Source organism: Bacillus sp. FJAT-49736 (assembly GCF_018343615.1).
GTDB lineage: Bacteria > Bacillota > Bacilli > Bacillales > Bacillaceae_C > Margalitia.
The window spans coordinates 670,817-688,015 of record NZ_JAGYPI010000001.1 but is presented as its reverse complement, the minus strand read 5'-3'; the positions used below and the strand labels follow the sequence as shown (position 1 = coordinate 688,015).

15 protein-coding genes are annotated in these 17,199 nt (G+C 36.3%); 4 read left to right on the top strand and 11 right to left on the bottom strand.

What is annotated here, in order from left to right:
• Positions 1-66 precede the first annotated feature (66 nt).
• The 5 genes from ctaF to cyoE form a co-directional block, all read right to left on the bottom strand.
• Positions 67-399 carry a cytochrome c oxidase subunit IVB gene (gene ctaF, locus KHA87_RS03775; protein ID WP_213092769.1) on the bottom strand — a complete coding sequence of 111 codons (333 nt, stop codon included), beginning with the start codon at positions 397-399 and terminating at the stop codon, positions 67-69.
• A 4-nt stretch (positions 400-403) separates the two neighbouring features.
• Positions 404-1,033 carry a cytochrome (ubi)quinol oxidase subunit III gene (locus KHA87_RS03770; protein WP_213092768.1) on the bottom strand — a complete coding sequence of 210 codons (630 nt, stop codon included), beginning with the start codon at positions 1,031-1,033 and terminating at the stop codon, positions 404-406.
• A complete protein-coding gene (gene ctaD / locus KHA87_RS03765; RefSeq protein WP_213092767.1) occupies positions 1,033-2,910 on the bottom strand; it encodes a cytochrome c oxidase subunit I in 1,878 nt (625 codons plus the stop codon). The genes KHA87_RS03770 and ctaD overlap by 1 nt, the downstream gene beginning before the upstream one ends.
• Positions 2,911-2,946: 36 nt before the next feature.
• Complete coding sequence (coxB, locus tag KHA87_RS03760; RefSeq protein WP_213092766.1) at positions 2,947-4,032, bottom strand: cytochrome c oxidase subunit II; 1,086 nt, start codon at positions 4,030-4,032, stop codon at positions 2,947-2,949.
• Positions 4,033-4,120: 88 nt separating this feature from the next.
• Positions 4,121-5,038: a heme o synthase gene (gene cyoE / locus KHA87_RS03755; RefSeq protein ID WP_213092765.1), complete on the bottom strand. Its 918-nt coding sequence runs from the start codon at positions 5,036-5,038 to the stop codon at positions 4,121-4,123.
• Between the two features lie 518 nt (positions 5,039-5,556).
• Between cyoE and KHA87_RS03750 the strand changes: the two genes are divergently transcribed.
• A complete protein-coding gene (locus KHA87_RS03750) occupies positions 5,557-6,492 on the top strand; it encodes a COX15/CtaA family protein (RefSeq protein WP_213092764.1) in 936 nt (311 codons plus the stop codon).
• 35 nt (positions 6,493-6,527) lie between these two features.
• Here KHA87_RS03750 and pyc read toward each other — a convergent pair whose 3' ends face one another.
• From pyc to KHA87_RS03735, 3 genes are all read right to left on the bottom strand, one after another.
• Positions 6,528-9,971, bottom strand: coding sequence for a pyruvate carboxylase (pyc, locus tag KHA87_RS03745; RefSeq protein WP_213092763.1), 3,444 nt, complete (start codon positions 9,969-9,971; stop codon positions 6,528-6,530).
• Positions 9,972-10,013: 42 nt separating this feature from the next.
• Positions 10,014-11,222 carry an FtsW/RodA/SpoVE family cell cycle protein gene (locus KHA87_RS03740; protein ID WP_213092762.1) on the bottom strand — a complete coding sequence of 403 codons (1,209 nt, stop codon included), beginning with the start codon at positions 11,220-11,222 and terminating at the stop codon, positions 10,014-10,016.
• Positions 11,223-11,380: 158 nt separating this feature from the next.
• Complete coding sequence (locus KHA87_RS03735; RefSeq protein WP_213092761.1) at positions 11,381-11,662, bottom strand: Fpa/YlaN family protein; 282 nt, start codon at positions 11,660-11,662, stop codon at positions 11,381-11,383.
• A gap of 184 nt (positions 11,663-11,846) precedes the next feature.
• Here KHA87_RS03735 and KHA87_RS03730 point away from each other — a divergent pair, with 184 nt between their 5' ends.
• Entirely contained in the window at positions 11,847-12,329 is a 483-nt protein-coding gene (locus KHA87_RS03730; protein ID WP_213092760.1) for a peptidyl-prolyl cis-trans isomerase, read from the top strand.
• A 119-nt stretch (positions 12,330-12,448) separates the two neighbouring features.
• On the opposite strand, the gene KHA87_RS03725 is transcribed toward KHA87_RS03730, so the two are convergent.
• Positions 12,449-13,777 carry a PhoH family protein gene (locus KHA87_RS03725; RefSeq protein ID WP_213092759.1) on the bottom strand — a complete coding sequence of 443 codons (1,329 nt, stop codon included), beginning with the start codon at positions 13,775-13,777 and terminating at the stop codon, positions 12,449-12,451.
• Between the two features lie 171 nt (positions 13,778-13,948).
• On the opposite strand from KHA87_RS03725, the gene KHA87_RS03720 reads away from it, so the two are divergent.
• Both KHA87_RS03720 and KHA87_RS03715 read left to right on the top strand, forming a co-directional pair.
• Entirely contained in the window at positions 13,949-14,548 is a 600-nt protein-coding gene (locus tag KHA87_RS03720) for a YhcN/YlaJ family sporulation lipoprotein (RefSeq protein WP_213092758.1), read from the top strand.
• Positions 14,549-14,623: 75 nt separating this feature from the next.
• Complete coding sequence (locus KHA87_RS03715) at positions 14,624-14,800, top strand: YlaI family protein (RefSeq protein ID WP_213092757.1); 177 nt, start codon at positions 14,624-14,626, stop codon at positions 14,798-14,800.
• Between the two features lie 27 nt (positions 14,801-14,827).
• On the opposite strand, the gene KHA87_RS03710 is transcribed toward KHA87_RS03715, so the two are convergent.
• A complete protein-coding gene (locus KHA87_RS03710; RefSeq protein WP_249310109.1) occupies positions 14,828-15,154 on the bottom strand; it encodes a YlaH-like family protein in 327 nt (108 codons plus the stop codon).
• A gap of 127 nt (positions 15,155-15,281) precedes the next feature.
• The gene (typA, locus tag KHA87_RS03705) at positions 15,282-17,120 is read right to left on the bottom strand and encodes a translational GTPase TypA (RefSeq protein WP_213092756.1); all 1,839 of its coding nucleotides are present in this window, start codon (positions 17,118-17,120) and stop codon (positions 15,282-15,284) included.
• Positions 17,121-17,199 lie beyond the last annotated feature (79 nt).

Below are 17,199 nucleotides of genomic sequence, written 5' to 3'. Positions count from 1 at the left end.
CGTGACAGTTTCATAAACTTTTCCTATATAAAAAAAATCCAGCCAAAAAATGACTGGATTTTTTGCTTACCACCAAATAATTGTGCTAAAGGTCAAGATGGTAAGGAATGCTACGAAAACTCCCGAATACATGAACAATTGTGGAGCCTCATGGCCTTTATGACTCATATGCATGAAATAATACAATTGAAAGATTACCTGCACAATTGCAAGCAATAAAATAATTGGAATTGTAAACCATTTTGAAAAATCAGCATATACAGCTCCAAATGCAATAAGCGTTAAGAAGATCATTAATGCAAAAGAAACAATTTGATACTTCATTTCCTCCGCACTTTTTCTTCGACGATATTCATAATCAACTCTTGGGTTGCCAGTTTTTACTTGTTCATTTGTCATATTCTTATCCCACCATTCCCATTAAGTATACGACTGTGAAAATGAAAACCCATACAACGTCGATGAAATGCCAGTACAAGCTTGCAACATAAAACTTTGGTGCATTATATAGGTTTAATCCACGACCAGCATTTCTCAGCATTAGTGAAAGAATCCAAAGAAGTCCAAAAGCAACGTGACCTCCATGAAAACCAACTAATGTATAGAATGCAGAACCGAAAGCACTACTAGTAAAAGTATGATTAAACTCGGTTACATAATGATGGAATTCATAAACTTCTGTTCCAAGGAAACCTGCTCCTAATAAAACGGTAATTAGTAACCAAGCTTGCATCTTTTTAAATGCAAAGTTTTTCATATGGTACATTGCGTACACGCTTGTAATCGAACTAGTTAAAAGCAGCATCGTTGCTAAAAACGATAGCGGCAATTCAAACAAGTCTTTTGCATGAGCCATTGAAGGATTTGGAACCTTATCCTTCAAGGCAATATAAGTCGCAAAAAGAGAAGCAAACAGTACTGTTTCGCCACCAAGGAAAAACCAAAAGCCTAAAAATTTATTTTTTCCTTCGAGGGTTGCTTTTTCAGGCGATTCAGGCCAGGTTTTAGGCGTGAATTGTTCTTCTACATGCATTATGCCTTAACCCCCTTATCATTATCTTCTTTCAAAAGATCTTCTTTATGAATATGAAATCCATGATAATCTTTTACGGAACGAATTAACATACCCAATAGTGCAATACCAATTCCGATAATAAGTACTGGTACACCCCAAGTATTACCTTTATCTCCATGATAAAGTGCACCAAAGGCTGCAATAAATAAGCCTCCTGAAATTACTACTGGTAATATAGATGCATCTGGCATATGTATATCACCAAGTGGCTCCGCTGGCGTTAATTCTTTTTTGCCTTCCATTTTTTCAATCCACCAAGTATCGACACCGCGAACAAGTGGAAGCTGTTTGAAATTATAGAATGGAGGCGGTGATGGTAATGCCCATTCAAGAGTACGTCCGTCTCCCCACGGGTCATTTCCAACACGTTTGTTTTTCACAGTTGTAATAACGATATTGATTAACATGACAATAACACCGAATGCCATGAACGCTGCCCCGATAGAGCTTATTAAGTTCGCAGAATCCCAACCTTGGTTTGGCAAGAACTTCCATACACGACGTGGCATACCTAAAAGACCTAGGAAATGCTGAATAAAGAATGTTAAATGGAAGCCAATCAAGAAAGTCCAGAATGTAATCTTTCCTAATGTTTCGTTCAGCATTGTACCGAACATTTTTGGCCAATAAAATTGAGTTCCTGCAATTAGTGCAAATACAACCCCACCAACAATTACATAGTGGAAGTGTGCAACTACGAAATAGGAATCGTGATATTGATAATCAGCTGGTGCTGCGGCAAGCATTACCCCTGTTACACCACCCATAAGGAATGATGGGATAAAAGCAGCAGACCATAGCATTGGAGTTGTAAATTTAATATTTCCGCCCCACATACTAAGTAACCAGTTGAAAATCTTCATACCTGTTGGAATAGCAATTGTCATAGTAGCTACCGCAAAAATAGCGTTAGCAACATTCCCTAGTCCTACTGTAAACATATGGTGTGCCCATACCATGAAACCTAAAAATCCGATTAATACGGTTGCGAAAACCATCGATGAATATCCAAAAAGTCTTTTTCTTGAGAATACTGGAATAATTTCTGAAAAAATACCGAATGCCGGCAAAATCAAGATATAAACTTCTGGATGTCCGAAGATCCAGAATAAGTGTTCCCAAATAATTGTATTTCCTCCGCCGGCAACATCAAAGAATTGTGCTCCGAACATACGGTCAAATGTCATTAAGAACAACCCAACTGTAAGTGGAGGGAATGCAAATAAAATTAATGCTGATGTAACAAAAGTAGTCCAAGTAAACATTGGCATACGCATATAGGTCATACCAGGTGCACGCATATTAATAATGGTTACTAGGAAATTAATCCCTCCCATTAAGGTACCAAAACCTGATAGCTGTAAGCCTAATGAATAGAAATCAATTCCATGTCCTGGTGACTCAATTGACAACGATGCATAAGAAGTCCATCCTGCATCAGGTGCTCCACCTAAGAACCATGATAAGTTTAGGAAAACCCCTCCGAAAAAGAAGAGCCAAAAACCTAAAGAATTGACAAATGGAAATGCAACATCACGCGCTCCAATTTGTAGCGGCATTACAGCATTCATAAATGCAAATACCAAAGGCATTGCCGCTAAGAAGATCATTGTCGTACCGTGCATAGTAAGCACTTCATTATATAGACCTGCACTAACAAAGTTATTGTCAGGAATTGCAAGCTGAATACGAATCATCATGGCTTCAATACCACCGATTAAAAAGAACAGACCACCTGCAATAAGGTATAAGATGGCGATCTTTTTATGGTCTACTGTAGTTAAGTAATCCCAAATGGTAGCACCAAAACCTTTCTTTTGAGCTTTAGTACTCACAGTTAAACCTCCCTTTTGTGCCTAAAAACTATTAATTTATTCCACTTTTAAGCCCATTAGGTAATCTGCTAATGCATCTAAATCTTGATCAGATAACGATTTTTCAAAAGCAGGCATTTCATTACCTGGTTTATAGGCTTGTGGATTTTTAATCCATTTCTTTAAGTTTTCTTTATTGTGATCTAATATACCTGCGATTCGCTCACGCTCACCGAATGTTGCTAAGTTAGGTGCTTGACGAGCTGCTTCAGGTCTTTTGTCTACTGGAGATACAGCATGGCAGCCAGCACATGATTGTTTGAAAACATTTTCACCATCAGTAGCTAATGCTGTTGTCGGTTTAGGATTTGTATCAGCTTTCATTTTGTCGATCCAGCTAGCAAAATCTGCTTGGGACATTGTTTTCACTTTGAAATCCATTAAACCATGGGACGGACCGCAAAGCTCCGCACATTTTCCGTAGAATAAATTGTTTGCATCCTTTGCTTTTTTGCTGTCTACTTCTAGCCAGAATTTGTTGACATTATCAACGTTTGCGTCAATCTTGCCTCCAACTGCTGGAATCCAGAAAGAGTGCTTTACATCAGATGCTTTCACATTGAAATAGACCTTTTGGTCTTCCGGCAATACCAGTGTTTGACTTGTTACAATACCTTCATCCGGATATTCAAATTCCCACCAGTATAGGCTGGCACGAACATTTACAACAAGCACTTTGGAATGTCCGTTTTTATCTTTTTTATCCATCGCCTTCGTATCACCTAAGTTAAAGGTAGTAGCGACAACTGGAATTGCTAAAATGACCAGTAAAATAATCGGAATAACAGTCCAAACAATTTCTAAAACATGGTTTCCTTCAACTTGTTTCGGAATAAAATCTTCCTTTCCTTTTTTGCGACGGAAACGAATTAATGCAGTAACATAAATTATTACAACTACTGCAATAACAATTACCATGATACCTGTGCTTAGAAGCATCAGATGATATTGTTTTTTAGCAACTTCACCGGCTGGATCCAATGTTGATAAATATGGTTTTCCACAGCCAGAAAGAGCAAGCGCTAATACAGCAAACATAGCAAACACTGATATTAAACGCGCGTTTTTCAGCCATTGTTTCATAGCCTTTTCGAACCCCTCTTTCTATTATGTCTTATAAGTTTACAAGGACAAAAAATATATTTGGATTTCTCTTTAAAGAAAGAATTCCCTATTTAATAAGAGTTAGGATAACCATTGCCACGAATAATATTGTTAAATAATTTAACGAGTAGACGAACATTAGCTTCGCCCATTTTAAATCATCCTTCATCTTATATCCATATAACCCTAAAGCAAGCCAACCAACATTAAAGACAGTTGCCAAAACAACAAAAGGGATTCCTAATGAAAATAAGAAAAATGGAAGAGGAAGTAAGCATGCTACCCATACAACCATATGAACTTTCGTGGTTTTAAATCCTTTTACAACCGGAAGCATAGGAATTCCTGCTGCCCGATATTCTTCACATCGTTTCATTGCCAATGCGTAGAAATGCGGCGGTTGCCATATAAACATTAATAAGAATAAAATCCAGGCTACTGTATGTAAATGTGAATCTACTGCAGCCCAACCGATTAACGGAGGTACTGCACCTGGAACACTGCCAATTACCGTATTGCTTACGAATTGACGCTTTGACCACATAGTATATAAAACTACATAACTAAACACACCGATAATTCCAATTACACCAGCGGTTATCGTAGTCATAAATAATAAAATCAATCCTAAAACAACAAAGAAAAGTCCAAGTGCCAATACTTTTCCGGCACTAATCTTACCTGTTACAGTAGGGCGTGATCTCTTACTATGCATTATTTGATCAATATCTCGATCAATATAATTATTTAATGCACACGAACCAGCAATTATTAAACCAGAACCTATTAATGTAAGAAGGACAATATCAAGAGATTGAAAAAAATGTTTTTCTGTAAAAACGATCGCTAACCATAATCCGGTAAATGTTGTAATTAGGTTAGAGTTAACAATCCCAATTTTTATTAGTGATAAAAAATCTTTTAATGCGGTAGTCTCCGGAATATCTGTTTTTTCAACACTTGCGATAACTCGACTATTAGACATTTTTTTCCCTCCCCTCATGTTAAATACACATATAGATTTACTATAAAACAAATCTTATATAATTTCTATAATTCCACAAATTGTCGCTAATTGTTCATTTTTAACGTTATTCTAGTGGAAAATAGTGCCTCCCTAAAAACCAACATTTAAAGTTTACCACAAAACAAACACAAATAGACTGTAATATTCAATGGTTTCACAAAAAAAGCATCAATTTCATATTAAAACATAACTGCAATTATTATTGTGAATATTTTTTGACATAATTATGTCGATATTGTGTCTGTAGATATGTTTTGTTTGTTATTTTTTCCATTACTTGTCTACATTATGAAAATGAGAATGACAAAATATGAAAATCGTATAATTAAAAGGCTGTAACAAAATTTTCGTTTGTTTTTTCCACCTTGATTATGTACTATCAATAAGTGTACTTATTTCTACTATTAGAAAACTAAAGGTTAAGAATATACATTCTTTAAAGTATTTTATTATTCTAGAAAAAGAAGGTGAATAGATTGCATCGAGGTTTAAAATGGCTGGCAATCTTAACAACGCTCGGAATGCTGTTCGTATTAATCGGAGGAGCTTTAGTGACAAAAACGGATTCCGGGATGGGATGTGGAAGATCCTGGCCGCTGTGCCACGGTGAAATCATCCCTAGTCAGCTAACAATAAAAACAATCATCGAGTTAGCACACCGTTTTGTTTCTGGCAGTGTTGGAATTCTATTATTAATTTTATCCATTTGGTCATGGAAAGCGATCGGTGGAAAAAGGGAAACAAAGTTTTTAGTAGTACTATCATTGTTTTTCCTTATCTTACAAGCATTAATCGGTGCCGCAGCTGTTGTTTGGGGACAAAATAGTTTCGTACTGGCATTGCATTTCGGAATATCCTTAATATCTTTTGCTTCGGTACTGTTATTGACATTGTTAATCTTTGAAGTGGATCAAAAATTCAATGCTGCTGCACTAATCATTGATCGAAGAATGAAGTTTCATCTTATTGGAGTAACAATCTATAGTTATCTTGTTGTTTATACTGGTGCACTTGTGCGCCATACCAATTCAAGTATGACCTGTTTAGATTGGCCATTATGCTTTAATAATTCTCCAGTGCTCCCAACGAATATACATCAATGGATTCAAATGGGTCACCGCTGTGCAGCAGCACTCATTTTCGTATGGATTGGATATATCATGCTGATAGCAATAAAAAATTATAAGCAATATCCTGTTATATATTGGGGATCAATAATCGCATTTATTCTAGTATTACTTCAGGTTATCGCAGGTGCATCGATTATTTTTTCCAGAGGAAATCTATATATTGAATTACTTCATGCTTTATTTATTTCCTGCCTCTTTGGCCTTTTAAGTTATTTCCTTTTACTTGTAAACAGAAATCATTATTACATTAAACATCAAAATTACATTAACAAAACAACGTAAAAAGATGCAGACAACTTTCATTGTCTGCATCTTTTTTATGCTTTTCCCAATTCTATTAATAAATCACCTGTTTGAATGGAATCGCCGTTTATGACATAAATGTCTTTTACAGTTCCGGAGAATGGTGCTTGCACCGTCGTTTCCATTTTCATTGCTTCGGTAATCATCAAATGATCACCCTGTTTAATGTTATCCCCTTTATTCACCATCACTTTTATTACTGTACCAGGCATAGTTGCTCCTATTTGCTCTTCCTTTTTCGGATCCGCTTTTACCTTCTGGACAACCGATGACTTAAGGCTTTCATCACGGATAATAACTTCTCGGGGCTGGCCATTAAGTTCAAAATAAATAATTCGTGTACCATCCGGACGTGGTTGACCAATAGAAAGTAATTGAACAATAAGGGTTTTACCTGTTTCAATCTCTACTTCTATAATCTCCCCAATATTCATTCCATAGAAGAAGGTTGGTGTATCAATAACAGAAACATTTCCATATTGTTCTATAGTTTTCGTATAATCCAAAAACACTTTTGGATATAGTGCATATGAAAGTGTGTCCAACATGGTAATTTCATTATTATTTGTTTCTCTTTTCAAGGTATTACTCAAACTATTAAAATCGACATTAGCTAATAATTCTCCAGGTCTTACTGTAATTGGTTCCTTATCTTTTAATATTGCTTTTTGCAATTTGTCCGGAAAACCGCCATGAGGCTGACCTAGGTAGCCTTCGAATAATTCTATAACAGAGTCTGGAAAATCGATTTTTGATCCTTTCGCAATGACATCGTCCTCGCTCAAATCATTTTGAACCATGAATAATGCCATATCTCCAACCACCTTGGAAGATGGCGTTACTTTCACAATGTCACCAAACATAAGGTTTACCCTACGGTACATATTTTTTACTTCTTCCCAGCGGTCTCCTAGACCAACTGCCTTAGCTTGTTGCTGCAAATTACTATATTGGCCACCAGGCATTTCATGCTGATATATTTCCGTATGCGGTGCATTCATTCCGCTTTCAAAGTCATGATAGTACTTTCTAACATCTTCCCAGTAATGAGATAATTCCTCTACATCCTGAATATTAATATTCGGGACTTTTTCTGTACCCTCAAGAGCATAATAAAGTGAATTCATGCTTGGTTGTGATGTATGCCCCGCCATAGAGCTCAGAGCAACATCTACAATATCGACACCGGCTTCAATCGCTTTTGCATATGTATATATACCATTTCCACTCGTGTCGTGGGTGTGTAGATGTATAGGAATTTGAACAACTTCTTTTAATTCGGATATTAAACGGTACGCAGCTTGCGGTTTCAATAACCCTGCCATATCCTTAATGCCTAAAATATGTGCACCTTGAAGCTCTAATTCCTTCGCCATTTCCTTATAGTATTGAATATTATATTTTATTCTTGCTGGATCCTCGATATCACCTGTATAACAGATAGACGCTTCCGCTATTTTACCCGTTTCCCGTACAGCATCAATGGCGATTTCCATACCCTTGACCCAGTTTAAGCTGTCAAAAATCCGAAACACATCGATTCCATTCGATGCCGATTCCCTCACAAATTCCTTTATGACATTATCAGGATAGTTTTTATATCCTACTGCATTAGATGCTCTTAACAGCATTTGAAATAATATATTGGGAACACGTTCCCTAAGCTCTGCCAATCGCTCCCACGGATCTTCTTTTAGAAAGCGGTATGCAACATCAAAGGTTGCCCCTCCCCACATTTCTAACGAAAAAAGTTCTGGCATGAGCCTTGAAGTTGGTTCTGCTATTTTTTTAAGGTCATGTGTTCTGACTCTCGTTGCAAGCAATGATTGATGTGCATCTCGAAAAGTAGTATCGGTTAATAACACTTGTTCCTGTGATCTAATCCAATCCAATACACCAGATGGTCCTTTTTCATCTAATAACTGTTTAGTTCCGTACGGAATACTGGATGAATAGGAAATCTTAGGTATGCGGGGCTTTGTAAAGATAGGCTTTTCTTTTTTTGCAATGCCCGGGAAACCATTAATAGTTACAGTGCCGATATAAGACAACATTTTTGTCCCGCGGTCTCTGCTGATTGGGAAATTAAATAATTCCGGTGTTGTATCTATAAATGAAGTATCATATTGTCCATTGATAAACTTTTCATGCTTTACAACATTGATTAGGAATGGGATATTCGTTTTGATTCCTCTTATTCGAAACTCTTGCAAGTTTCTGACCATTTTAGATGCAGCTTGGTTAAAAGATAACCCCCATGTCGACAGCTTCACTAATAATGAATCATAGTACGGTGTAATTTCAGCACCTTGAAATCCATTTCCTGCATCTAGCCGTACCCCAAACCCGCCCCCAGAACGATATGCCATGATCTTTCCAGTATCCGGCATAAAATTATTTAAAGGATCTTCTGTTGTAACACGCGATTGAATGGCAAAACCATTAATAGTTAGTTTGGATTGTTCAGGGATCCCAATTACATCACCATGTAATGGATGCCCCTCAGCAATTAATATTTGAGATTGAACAATATCCACACCTGTAATCATTTCCGTAATTGTATGCTCCACCTGCACACGTGGATTTACTTCAATAAAGTAAAAATCATTTTCTGACACTAAAAATTCTACTGTACCCGCATTAACGTATTGAACATTTTTCATTAAACTTACTGCTGCATTACATATATTTTGGCGAAGGTCATCTGATAGTGATACACAAGGTGCTACTTCAACGACTTTTTGATGACGGCGCTGAACGGAGCAGTCGCGCTCGAATAAATGTATAATCGTTCCTTCGCTATCTCCTAATATTTGGACTTCAATATGCTTTGGATTTTGCACAAACTTTTCTACATATACTTCATCATTCCCAAAAGCTGCTTTAGCCTCTGATTTGGCACGATGGTAAGCTTCTTCTATCTCTTGGAGGCTATTTACAATTCTCATTCCCCTACCGCCGCCACCTAATGAAGCTTTGATAATAATTGGGAAACCATGCTGATTAGCAAATGCCTGTACTTCCAACACATCTTGTACTGGACCATCACTCCCAGGAATTACAGGGATTTTAGCTAATTTAGCTTGTTCCTTCGCTTTTACTTTATCTCCAAACATATCTAAATGAGCTGTTTTTGGCCCAATAAAAATTATTCCTTCCTCTTCACATCGGCGAGCAAACTCTATGTTCTCTGATAAAAAACCATATCCCGGATGAATAGCATCTGAATTAGATCGTTTAGCAATCTCAATAATACCTTCTATATCTAAATAAGCCTCAATTGGTTTTTTCCCTTCACCGACTAAATAAGCCTCATCCGCCTTATAACGGTGGAAAGAGCCCAAATCCTCTTTAGAATAGATAGCAACTGTACGAATATTTAACTCCGTACAAGCGCGGAATACACGTATCGCAATTTCTCCACGATTCGCTACCAATATCTTCTCAATTCTTTTCATTATGTCTCTCCCCTTTGCCATGATTATTCCGATGTAATTTTCTTATCCTTGTACCTTGAAGGTTTTATATTTCATTGATTTACTAGTTACTGGTTTTTCCTTTTTCTTTTTATATTTCTCTTCATAATTGATAAACATCGATATATTTACTAGTATTCCCATAGAAATAGATAATAGTAAAAGCGAGGATCCCCCGTAACTAATGAATGGAAGTGGTACACCCGTTATTGGAATCAGCCCTACAGCTCCGCCTAAATTAATAAACGTTTGTATTGCAATCATGCTGGATATCCCAATACACAAAAGACTTCCAAAAGTATCCTGACATTTGAGTCCTAAGTAAATACCTCTTAACACTAAATATGCCAATCCAACAATGACAAATGCTACTCCAAATATTCCAAGCTCCTCTGAAATTACCGCAATAATAAAGTCTGTCTGAGGCTCTGGGAGATATCCAAGCTTTTCAATACTTTGACCAAGACCTTGGCCTTTTAATCCGCCTGCACCAATCGCAAAGTAAGAATTAACCAGCTGATGGCCCTCTTTTTGTGCGTATTTAAATGGCTCCGTAAATCCAGTGATGCGCCCCATTTTTGTTGGTGAAAATATCTTATCTTTTTCTAAGATTACAAATGGAGAAAGTATGCCAATAATAATGAGACCAAATCCAAATAGTTTCATTAATGTTTTAAACTTCATACCCGAACACATAATGATCGTCAATCCTATTAAAAAGATTATTCCTGCAGTTCCAGTATCAGGCTGAATTGCAATTAGGAAACAAACAAAGATGAGAAAAGCAATGGGTGGAACGACCCCTTTATTAAAATGGTCGATATAAGTTTGTTTTTTCGAATATACTGCTGATAAGTATATGATGACGCTTAATTTAACAAATTCGGACGGTTGTATTGAGCTTGAACCGAACGATAACCAACTATTTGCATTGTTATAAATACTTCCCCATGCAAAGATAGCTAATAAACCGAAAATCGATACAAGCATCATCGTCCCTAAAAATCGATTGGATTTGTAGAGTTTGTATGGCAAAAAAGCAGCAAATCCAAATGCAACTATAGATAGAATAAGATTCTTTAATTGCTTCATATAGAAAAAATCACTGCTTTGTCCTATTCTAATGGCAGTTACCATGCTCGCACTATAAACCATTACTAATCCAAATAAACAAAGCAGTATGTACACGGTGATAATGGAGTAGTCAAACGACTTTAAGATTTTTTTAAACATAATAACCTTCCAATCCTTTAGTCTACAAAAGATATTCTTCAAAAATGATAAATTTCCTTCTTTAAAAAACGGTCATTTTAATGGTAAAAAATATGATTAGGGTTATATATCAAAAAAACCCAAACAAATTCGATAACTTGTTTGAGTTTTTAAAATGCCTATTTTTTAGTGAATGCATCATGTAAAGCAGTAAGTTCTCTCTCTAAAGAATCAAGCATTTCCTTGCCGTCCTTTTCATCCACTAATCCTAATCTTACTGCGAAATCTATTTCACGGGAAAGGCCAAACATTTGTGTATCCAACACCTCTTCATATAAAGGACATTGGGGCATCGTCAAATTATCCATTTGCACCTTTATTAAACGCAATATCTTATCCGCGTCTATTTTCAATAGATTATAGGCTTTTTCCCGGTAGTCCACTTTTATATCAGACGCCAAATTGATCCCCCCGATCCTTACAATAGACAATCCTATTTAAAAATTTTACTAAGAAATCACCCTAAATGCAAGTAAGAAATACTTAGTTGCCTTGAAGTTCTAGGTTTTTTCAAAGGTTCGTCAAAATGTGACATTTAATTTGTAAAAAGGTATAATTTTAATATAGTAGTTAGGAGGAAACAAAATGATAATTCCATTTAAAGGTAAAGTAAAATTTCCTATTACACTTGATGCTGGTGTATGGATTTTTGATGATCGAAAAATTGATTTAAATACATATTTTGATGCAAAACAAGAGGAATCAGATGAATTGGAAATCTATAAGAATAAAATGGCCGAAACCTTTAATCGTGGATTGAAAGAAGGGGCTGCTCCACCCCCAGCCACCAAACCAAAAAGATATTTAAAAGAAATTTTATTAACTGGAACATTTGGCATGAAATTAGAACCATTCATTAAGAACGCAGAGCCATTTGGCACCCAATTTGTCATTGAAACTTCAGATGGCGATGTAAGTATTCCATTAGAAGAGGCTTATACATTAATTGCTGCCTTTTCAAAGGAAGGCAAACCTTTAAAAGAAGATGGTCCAATTCATATCCTGTATGAAGATGGATCCAATAAAGACAACCCAATCAAACATGTAAAAGCATTTCGCATCGAATAAATAACATTTAAACAAAAGCAAAAAGGCTAATACCTTTTTGCTTTTGTTATGTTATATAATTTTTTATTTTAAAAAATATGAACATCCTTCATGCTATTTTCATACACTGTGTATCGGGTTTACAAAATGTCCGCAGCCAGCTGTGCTAATCCGGATCTTTCCCCCTTCATCAATTTTATATGTCCGGCAACAGTAACATCTTTAAATTTTTCCAATACATATGTCAAACCGTTGTTATATTCATCCAAATACGGATGGTCAATTTGCTCAGGATCCCCCATCAAGACAATTTTGCTTCTCTCTCCAACTCTCGTTAATATTGTCTTAACCTCATGCTTTGTTAAGTTTTGAGCTTCATCAATAATAATAAACTGATCCGGAATACTGCGCCCCCTTATATAGGTCAAAGCTTCTACTTCAATGGAGCCCATCCCTGCAAGAATTGCATCTAATTCTCCTGGTTTTTTTGTGTTAAATAAAAACTCTAGGTTATCATAAATCGGCTGCATCCAAGGGCGAAGCTTTTCTTGTTTCTCACCTGGAAGATAACCCAAATCCTTTCCTACCGGAACAATTGGTCTTGCAACTAAAAGCTTTTTAAAGGTGTGTAAATCTTCCGTTTGCATTAATCCTGCCGCAAGTGCCAGCAAAGTTTTTCCTGTTCCCGCCTTACCGATCATTGTAACAAGAGGTATATCAGTACGAAATAACAATTCCATCGCCATTGTTTGCTGGACATTTCTCGGCTTTATTCCCCAAACAGAATCAAAGGTGTGAACCAGTTTTTTAACAATTTTGCCCGATTTGTCCACTATTCCGATTGCTGAAGCTGAGCTTCCTAAAGCATCCTTCATAATTAAAAACTGATTTGGATAGAACGGATGATTCGTTATTTCAGATAAATTCACTTCACCTTTTTCATAAAATTGATTAAGCAATTCAATGTTTATATGAATTGCTAAAAAGCCTGTATATATGTGATCTATTTCAACAACACGATCATTCAAGAAATCCTCCGCTTGCAGCCCTAGTGCGTCCGCTTTCACTCTCACCAAAGCATCTTTGCTTACTAGAATTACTTGCTTTCCTTTTTCCTTTGTACCTTCTTCTAATGCTAAATTTTTGGCTACCGCTAAAATTCGATTATCATTAGTTTTCTCAACAAATATATCTTGTAGCTGATGAAACGAGCGATGATTTAATTCAATTCGAAGCTCGCCGCCGTTTTCAAGCGGTATTTTTTCATGGAGCTTACCTGCTTGTCTAAAGCTGTCTATCAATTTGGATACCTGCCTTGCATTACGTCCAATTTCATCCATATACCTTTTCTTTGAATCAACTTCTTCGAGAACGACTGCCGGAATAACAATTTGATTATCCTCAAAGGAAAAAATAGCATATGGGTCCTGTAACAAGACATTCGTATCTAACACATATATTTTTTTCAAATTGATGCCTCCTGCTCCTCATGGATTAATTTATCTTATGATTTTTCTCATCATCCGGTTCATTAGAAGTGGACGGACATTGCTAAAATATATGAATGAACGAATAAAGATAGAAGAAAATTGCACAATATATATAAATGTAGGGAGCCATATCCGTAGGAGGTATTGAATTTGCAAAGAATATTTTTATTCATAGGTCTTTTTCTATTGTTAACTTCTTGTTCACAAAGAAATGGTGTGGCTGAAAATAACCGCAATAATTATAATCCGCAGCCTGTAGCAATGAAAAATAATAATAATGGTAATACCGACCGAAAATCAGGGCAGGAAATTTCTAAGAGGCTGGTTCAATTAGCAACGGATGTACCGGGTGTTAATGAGGCCACTGCCGTTGTATTTGGAAAATACGCGATTGTTGGTATCGATATTAATGGTGACCTAGAACGCTCAGAAGTTGGCACCATTAAATACTCTGTTGCAGAGAGTCTAAAGCATGATCCATATGGAGCAGAGGCAATTGTTGTCGCAGACCCAGATATCAATGACAGGTTGAAGGAAATTGCCGCGGATATCCGAGCTGGAAAGCCGGGGCAAGGAATAATCCGAGAATTAGCAGATATTGCTGGTAGATTAATGCCTGAAATCCCTAAAAATATTATCCCTGCAAAAAATCCTGATAAAGCACCAAATGCACCTAAGGATCAATTAAACAAGCATAATGACCGTAATTTAGAAAAACAACAGGAGAATCAATCAAATCATAAAAAATAAGTAATTCACAATGGATAATCATGTTATACTGAAAGGAGTAAAAATTAAGAAAAAAGTACTTGGGGTGTATCAGGAATGAAAGTACAATGCATATTATGCGATAAAATAGAAACGATTGATGATGACTCCTTAATAGCGAAGCGGTTAAAAAACCGGCCTATTCATACATATATGTGTGATGAGTGTCATGATAGAATTTCGGAGAAAACATTGGCTAATCAAGCTGCTAAGAAAACAGCAGAGGAAATATAAAAGCCCGCCAAATACAGTGGCGGGCTTTTATATTTCCTCTTGTGCTTCAGCTTTCTTTTGATTGACTCGACGAATTTTATAAATAATTAATATTAAGCTTGCTACAACTAATCCTTCTGCGATTGGCAAAAATATTGCAAAAAAAGTTAATACTGTGCATCCTAAAATCAAAAAAATATAAATAACTGCTGATTTTAGTAATGGTAGTTTCTTGGCAAATCCGAGTTTAAAAACCAAAATACATAAAGCAATGATGGTTAAATAAAGTAACCACATGCCCAGCTCTGGATGCTGATCTACTTTAAAAAGGGAAGCAAAGAATGAAAGTCTTTCATGAGGATCTGTACTTGGCAATTATCCCTACTCCTTTCCACCTATTGGTTTATAGTGTTAGAAACAGTATTTTCCATACTAATAGAGATGTGAGAAAAATTTCTCACATCCTAAGCATAACATTTATTGTTTTATTATTTCCTTGAATTTATTTCATTTCTGCAAACTTTTGTTTTTTCGCAACTTTTTCGCGCTCATTCTTGTTGAGGATTTTCTTACGTAAGCGAATAGATTCAGGTGTCACTTCGCAATACTCATCATCATTAAGATACTCTAATGCTTCTTCTAATGACATAATTCGAGGTTTCTTAATAACAGAAGTTTGATCTTTAGTTGCTGAACGTACGTTTGTTGCATGTTTAACCTTCGTAATATTAACAGTAATATCGTTTTCACGGGTGTTTTCACCAACAATCATACCCTCATAAATTTCCGTACCAGGTTCAACAAAAATAGTTCCTCTATCTTCTATCTGCATAATTCCATAAGTGGTTGCCTTACCAGTTTCCATTGAAACTAGCACTCCTTGATGGCGGCCTCCAACTTTTCCTGGTTGCATTGGTTGATAGCTGTCGAAAGTATGATTTAAGATTCCGTATCCACGTGTTAAAGTCATAAATTCTGTCGAATATCCGATTAAACCGCGGGCAGGTACATTAAAAATTAACCGTACTTGACCACTTCCGTTATTAATCATGTCAAGCATTTCACCTTTACGGGTTCCCATTGATTCAATAATAGCCCCTGTATTTTCCTCAGGAATATCAATTTGAACACGTTCAATTGGTTCACAGCGGACTCCATCAATTTCCCTTACAATAACTTCAGGTTTAGAAACTTGAAGCTCAAATCCTTCGCGTCGCATATTTTCAATCAAGATGGAAAGATGTAATTCCCCGCGTCCAGATACTACCCATGCATCTGGTGTATCAGTATTTTCAACCTTTAAACTCACATCTGTCTGTAACTGAGCTTGTAGTCTTTCTTCAATTTTACGTGCAGTTACGTATTTACCTTCTCTTCCTGCAAATGGACTATTATTCACAATGAAAGTCATCTGTAATGTTGGTTCATCAATTCTTAATGGTGGAAGTGCATCTTGATGATCGACAGGACAAACTGTTTCACCTACATTGATATCCTCCATCCCAGATACCGCGACAAGATCTCCTGCATATGCTTCTTCAATTTCTAGACGCTTTAATCCGAAGAAACCAAACAATTTAGTTACACGAAATTGTTTTACTGAACCGTCCAATTTCATTAATGCAACTTGTTCTCCAACTTTCATCGTTCCACGGAAAACACGACCAATTCCAATACGACCAACATAATCATTGTAATCCAAAAGTGCCACTTGATATTGTAATGGCTCGTCACGATTATCGAGTGGAGCAGGAATATGTTCCACAATCGTATCGAATAGGACCTCCATATTCTCATCTTGCTTATCAGGTGTACTGCTTGCTGTTCCATTAATACCAGAAGCATAGATCACTGGGAATTCTAATTGATCCTCATTTGCATCCAACTCAATGAATAATTCAAGCACTTCATCCACTACTTCCTCTGGACGGGCAAAATCGCGGTCAATTTTGTTTACAACAACTATTGGTGTTAAATTTTGTTCCAGAGCTTTCTTTAATACAAAGCGAGTTTGCGGCATACAGCCCTCGTATGCATCCACGACTAGCAATACACCGTCAACCATTTTCATAATACGCTCTACTTCACCGCCGAAGTCCGCGTGTCCCGGTGTATCCATAATATTAATTTTTTTATCTTTATATTGAATGGCTGTATTTTTGGCAAGGATCGTAATTCCTCTTTCACGTTCTAAATCATTTGAATCCATTGCACGTTCAGCCACTTGTTCATTTGTACGAAAAGTACCTGATTGCTTTAACAGTTGATCCACAAGAGTAGTTTTTCCATGGTCAACGTGGGCAATAATGGCTATATTTCTTATATCATCTCTTCTATTCAAAGTTGTTCCTCCTGACCTTAAAACGATCAAATTTAGTTAAGGCTCTTTTCTTAAACCTTGTTGCTTTTGTAAAATAAAG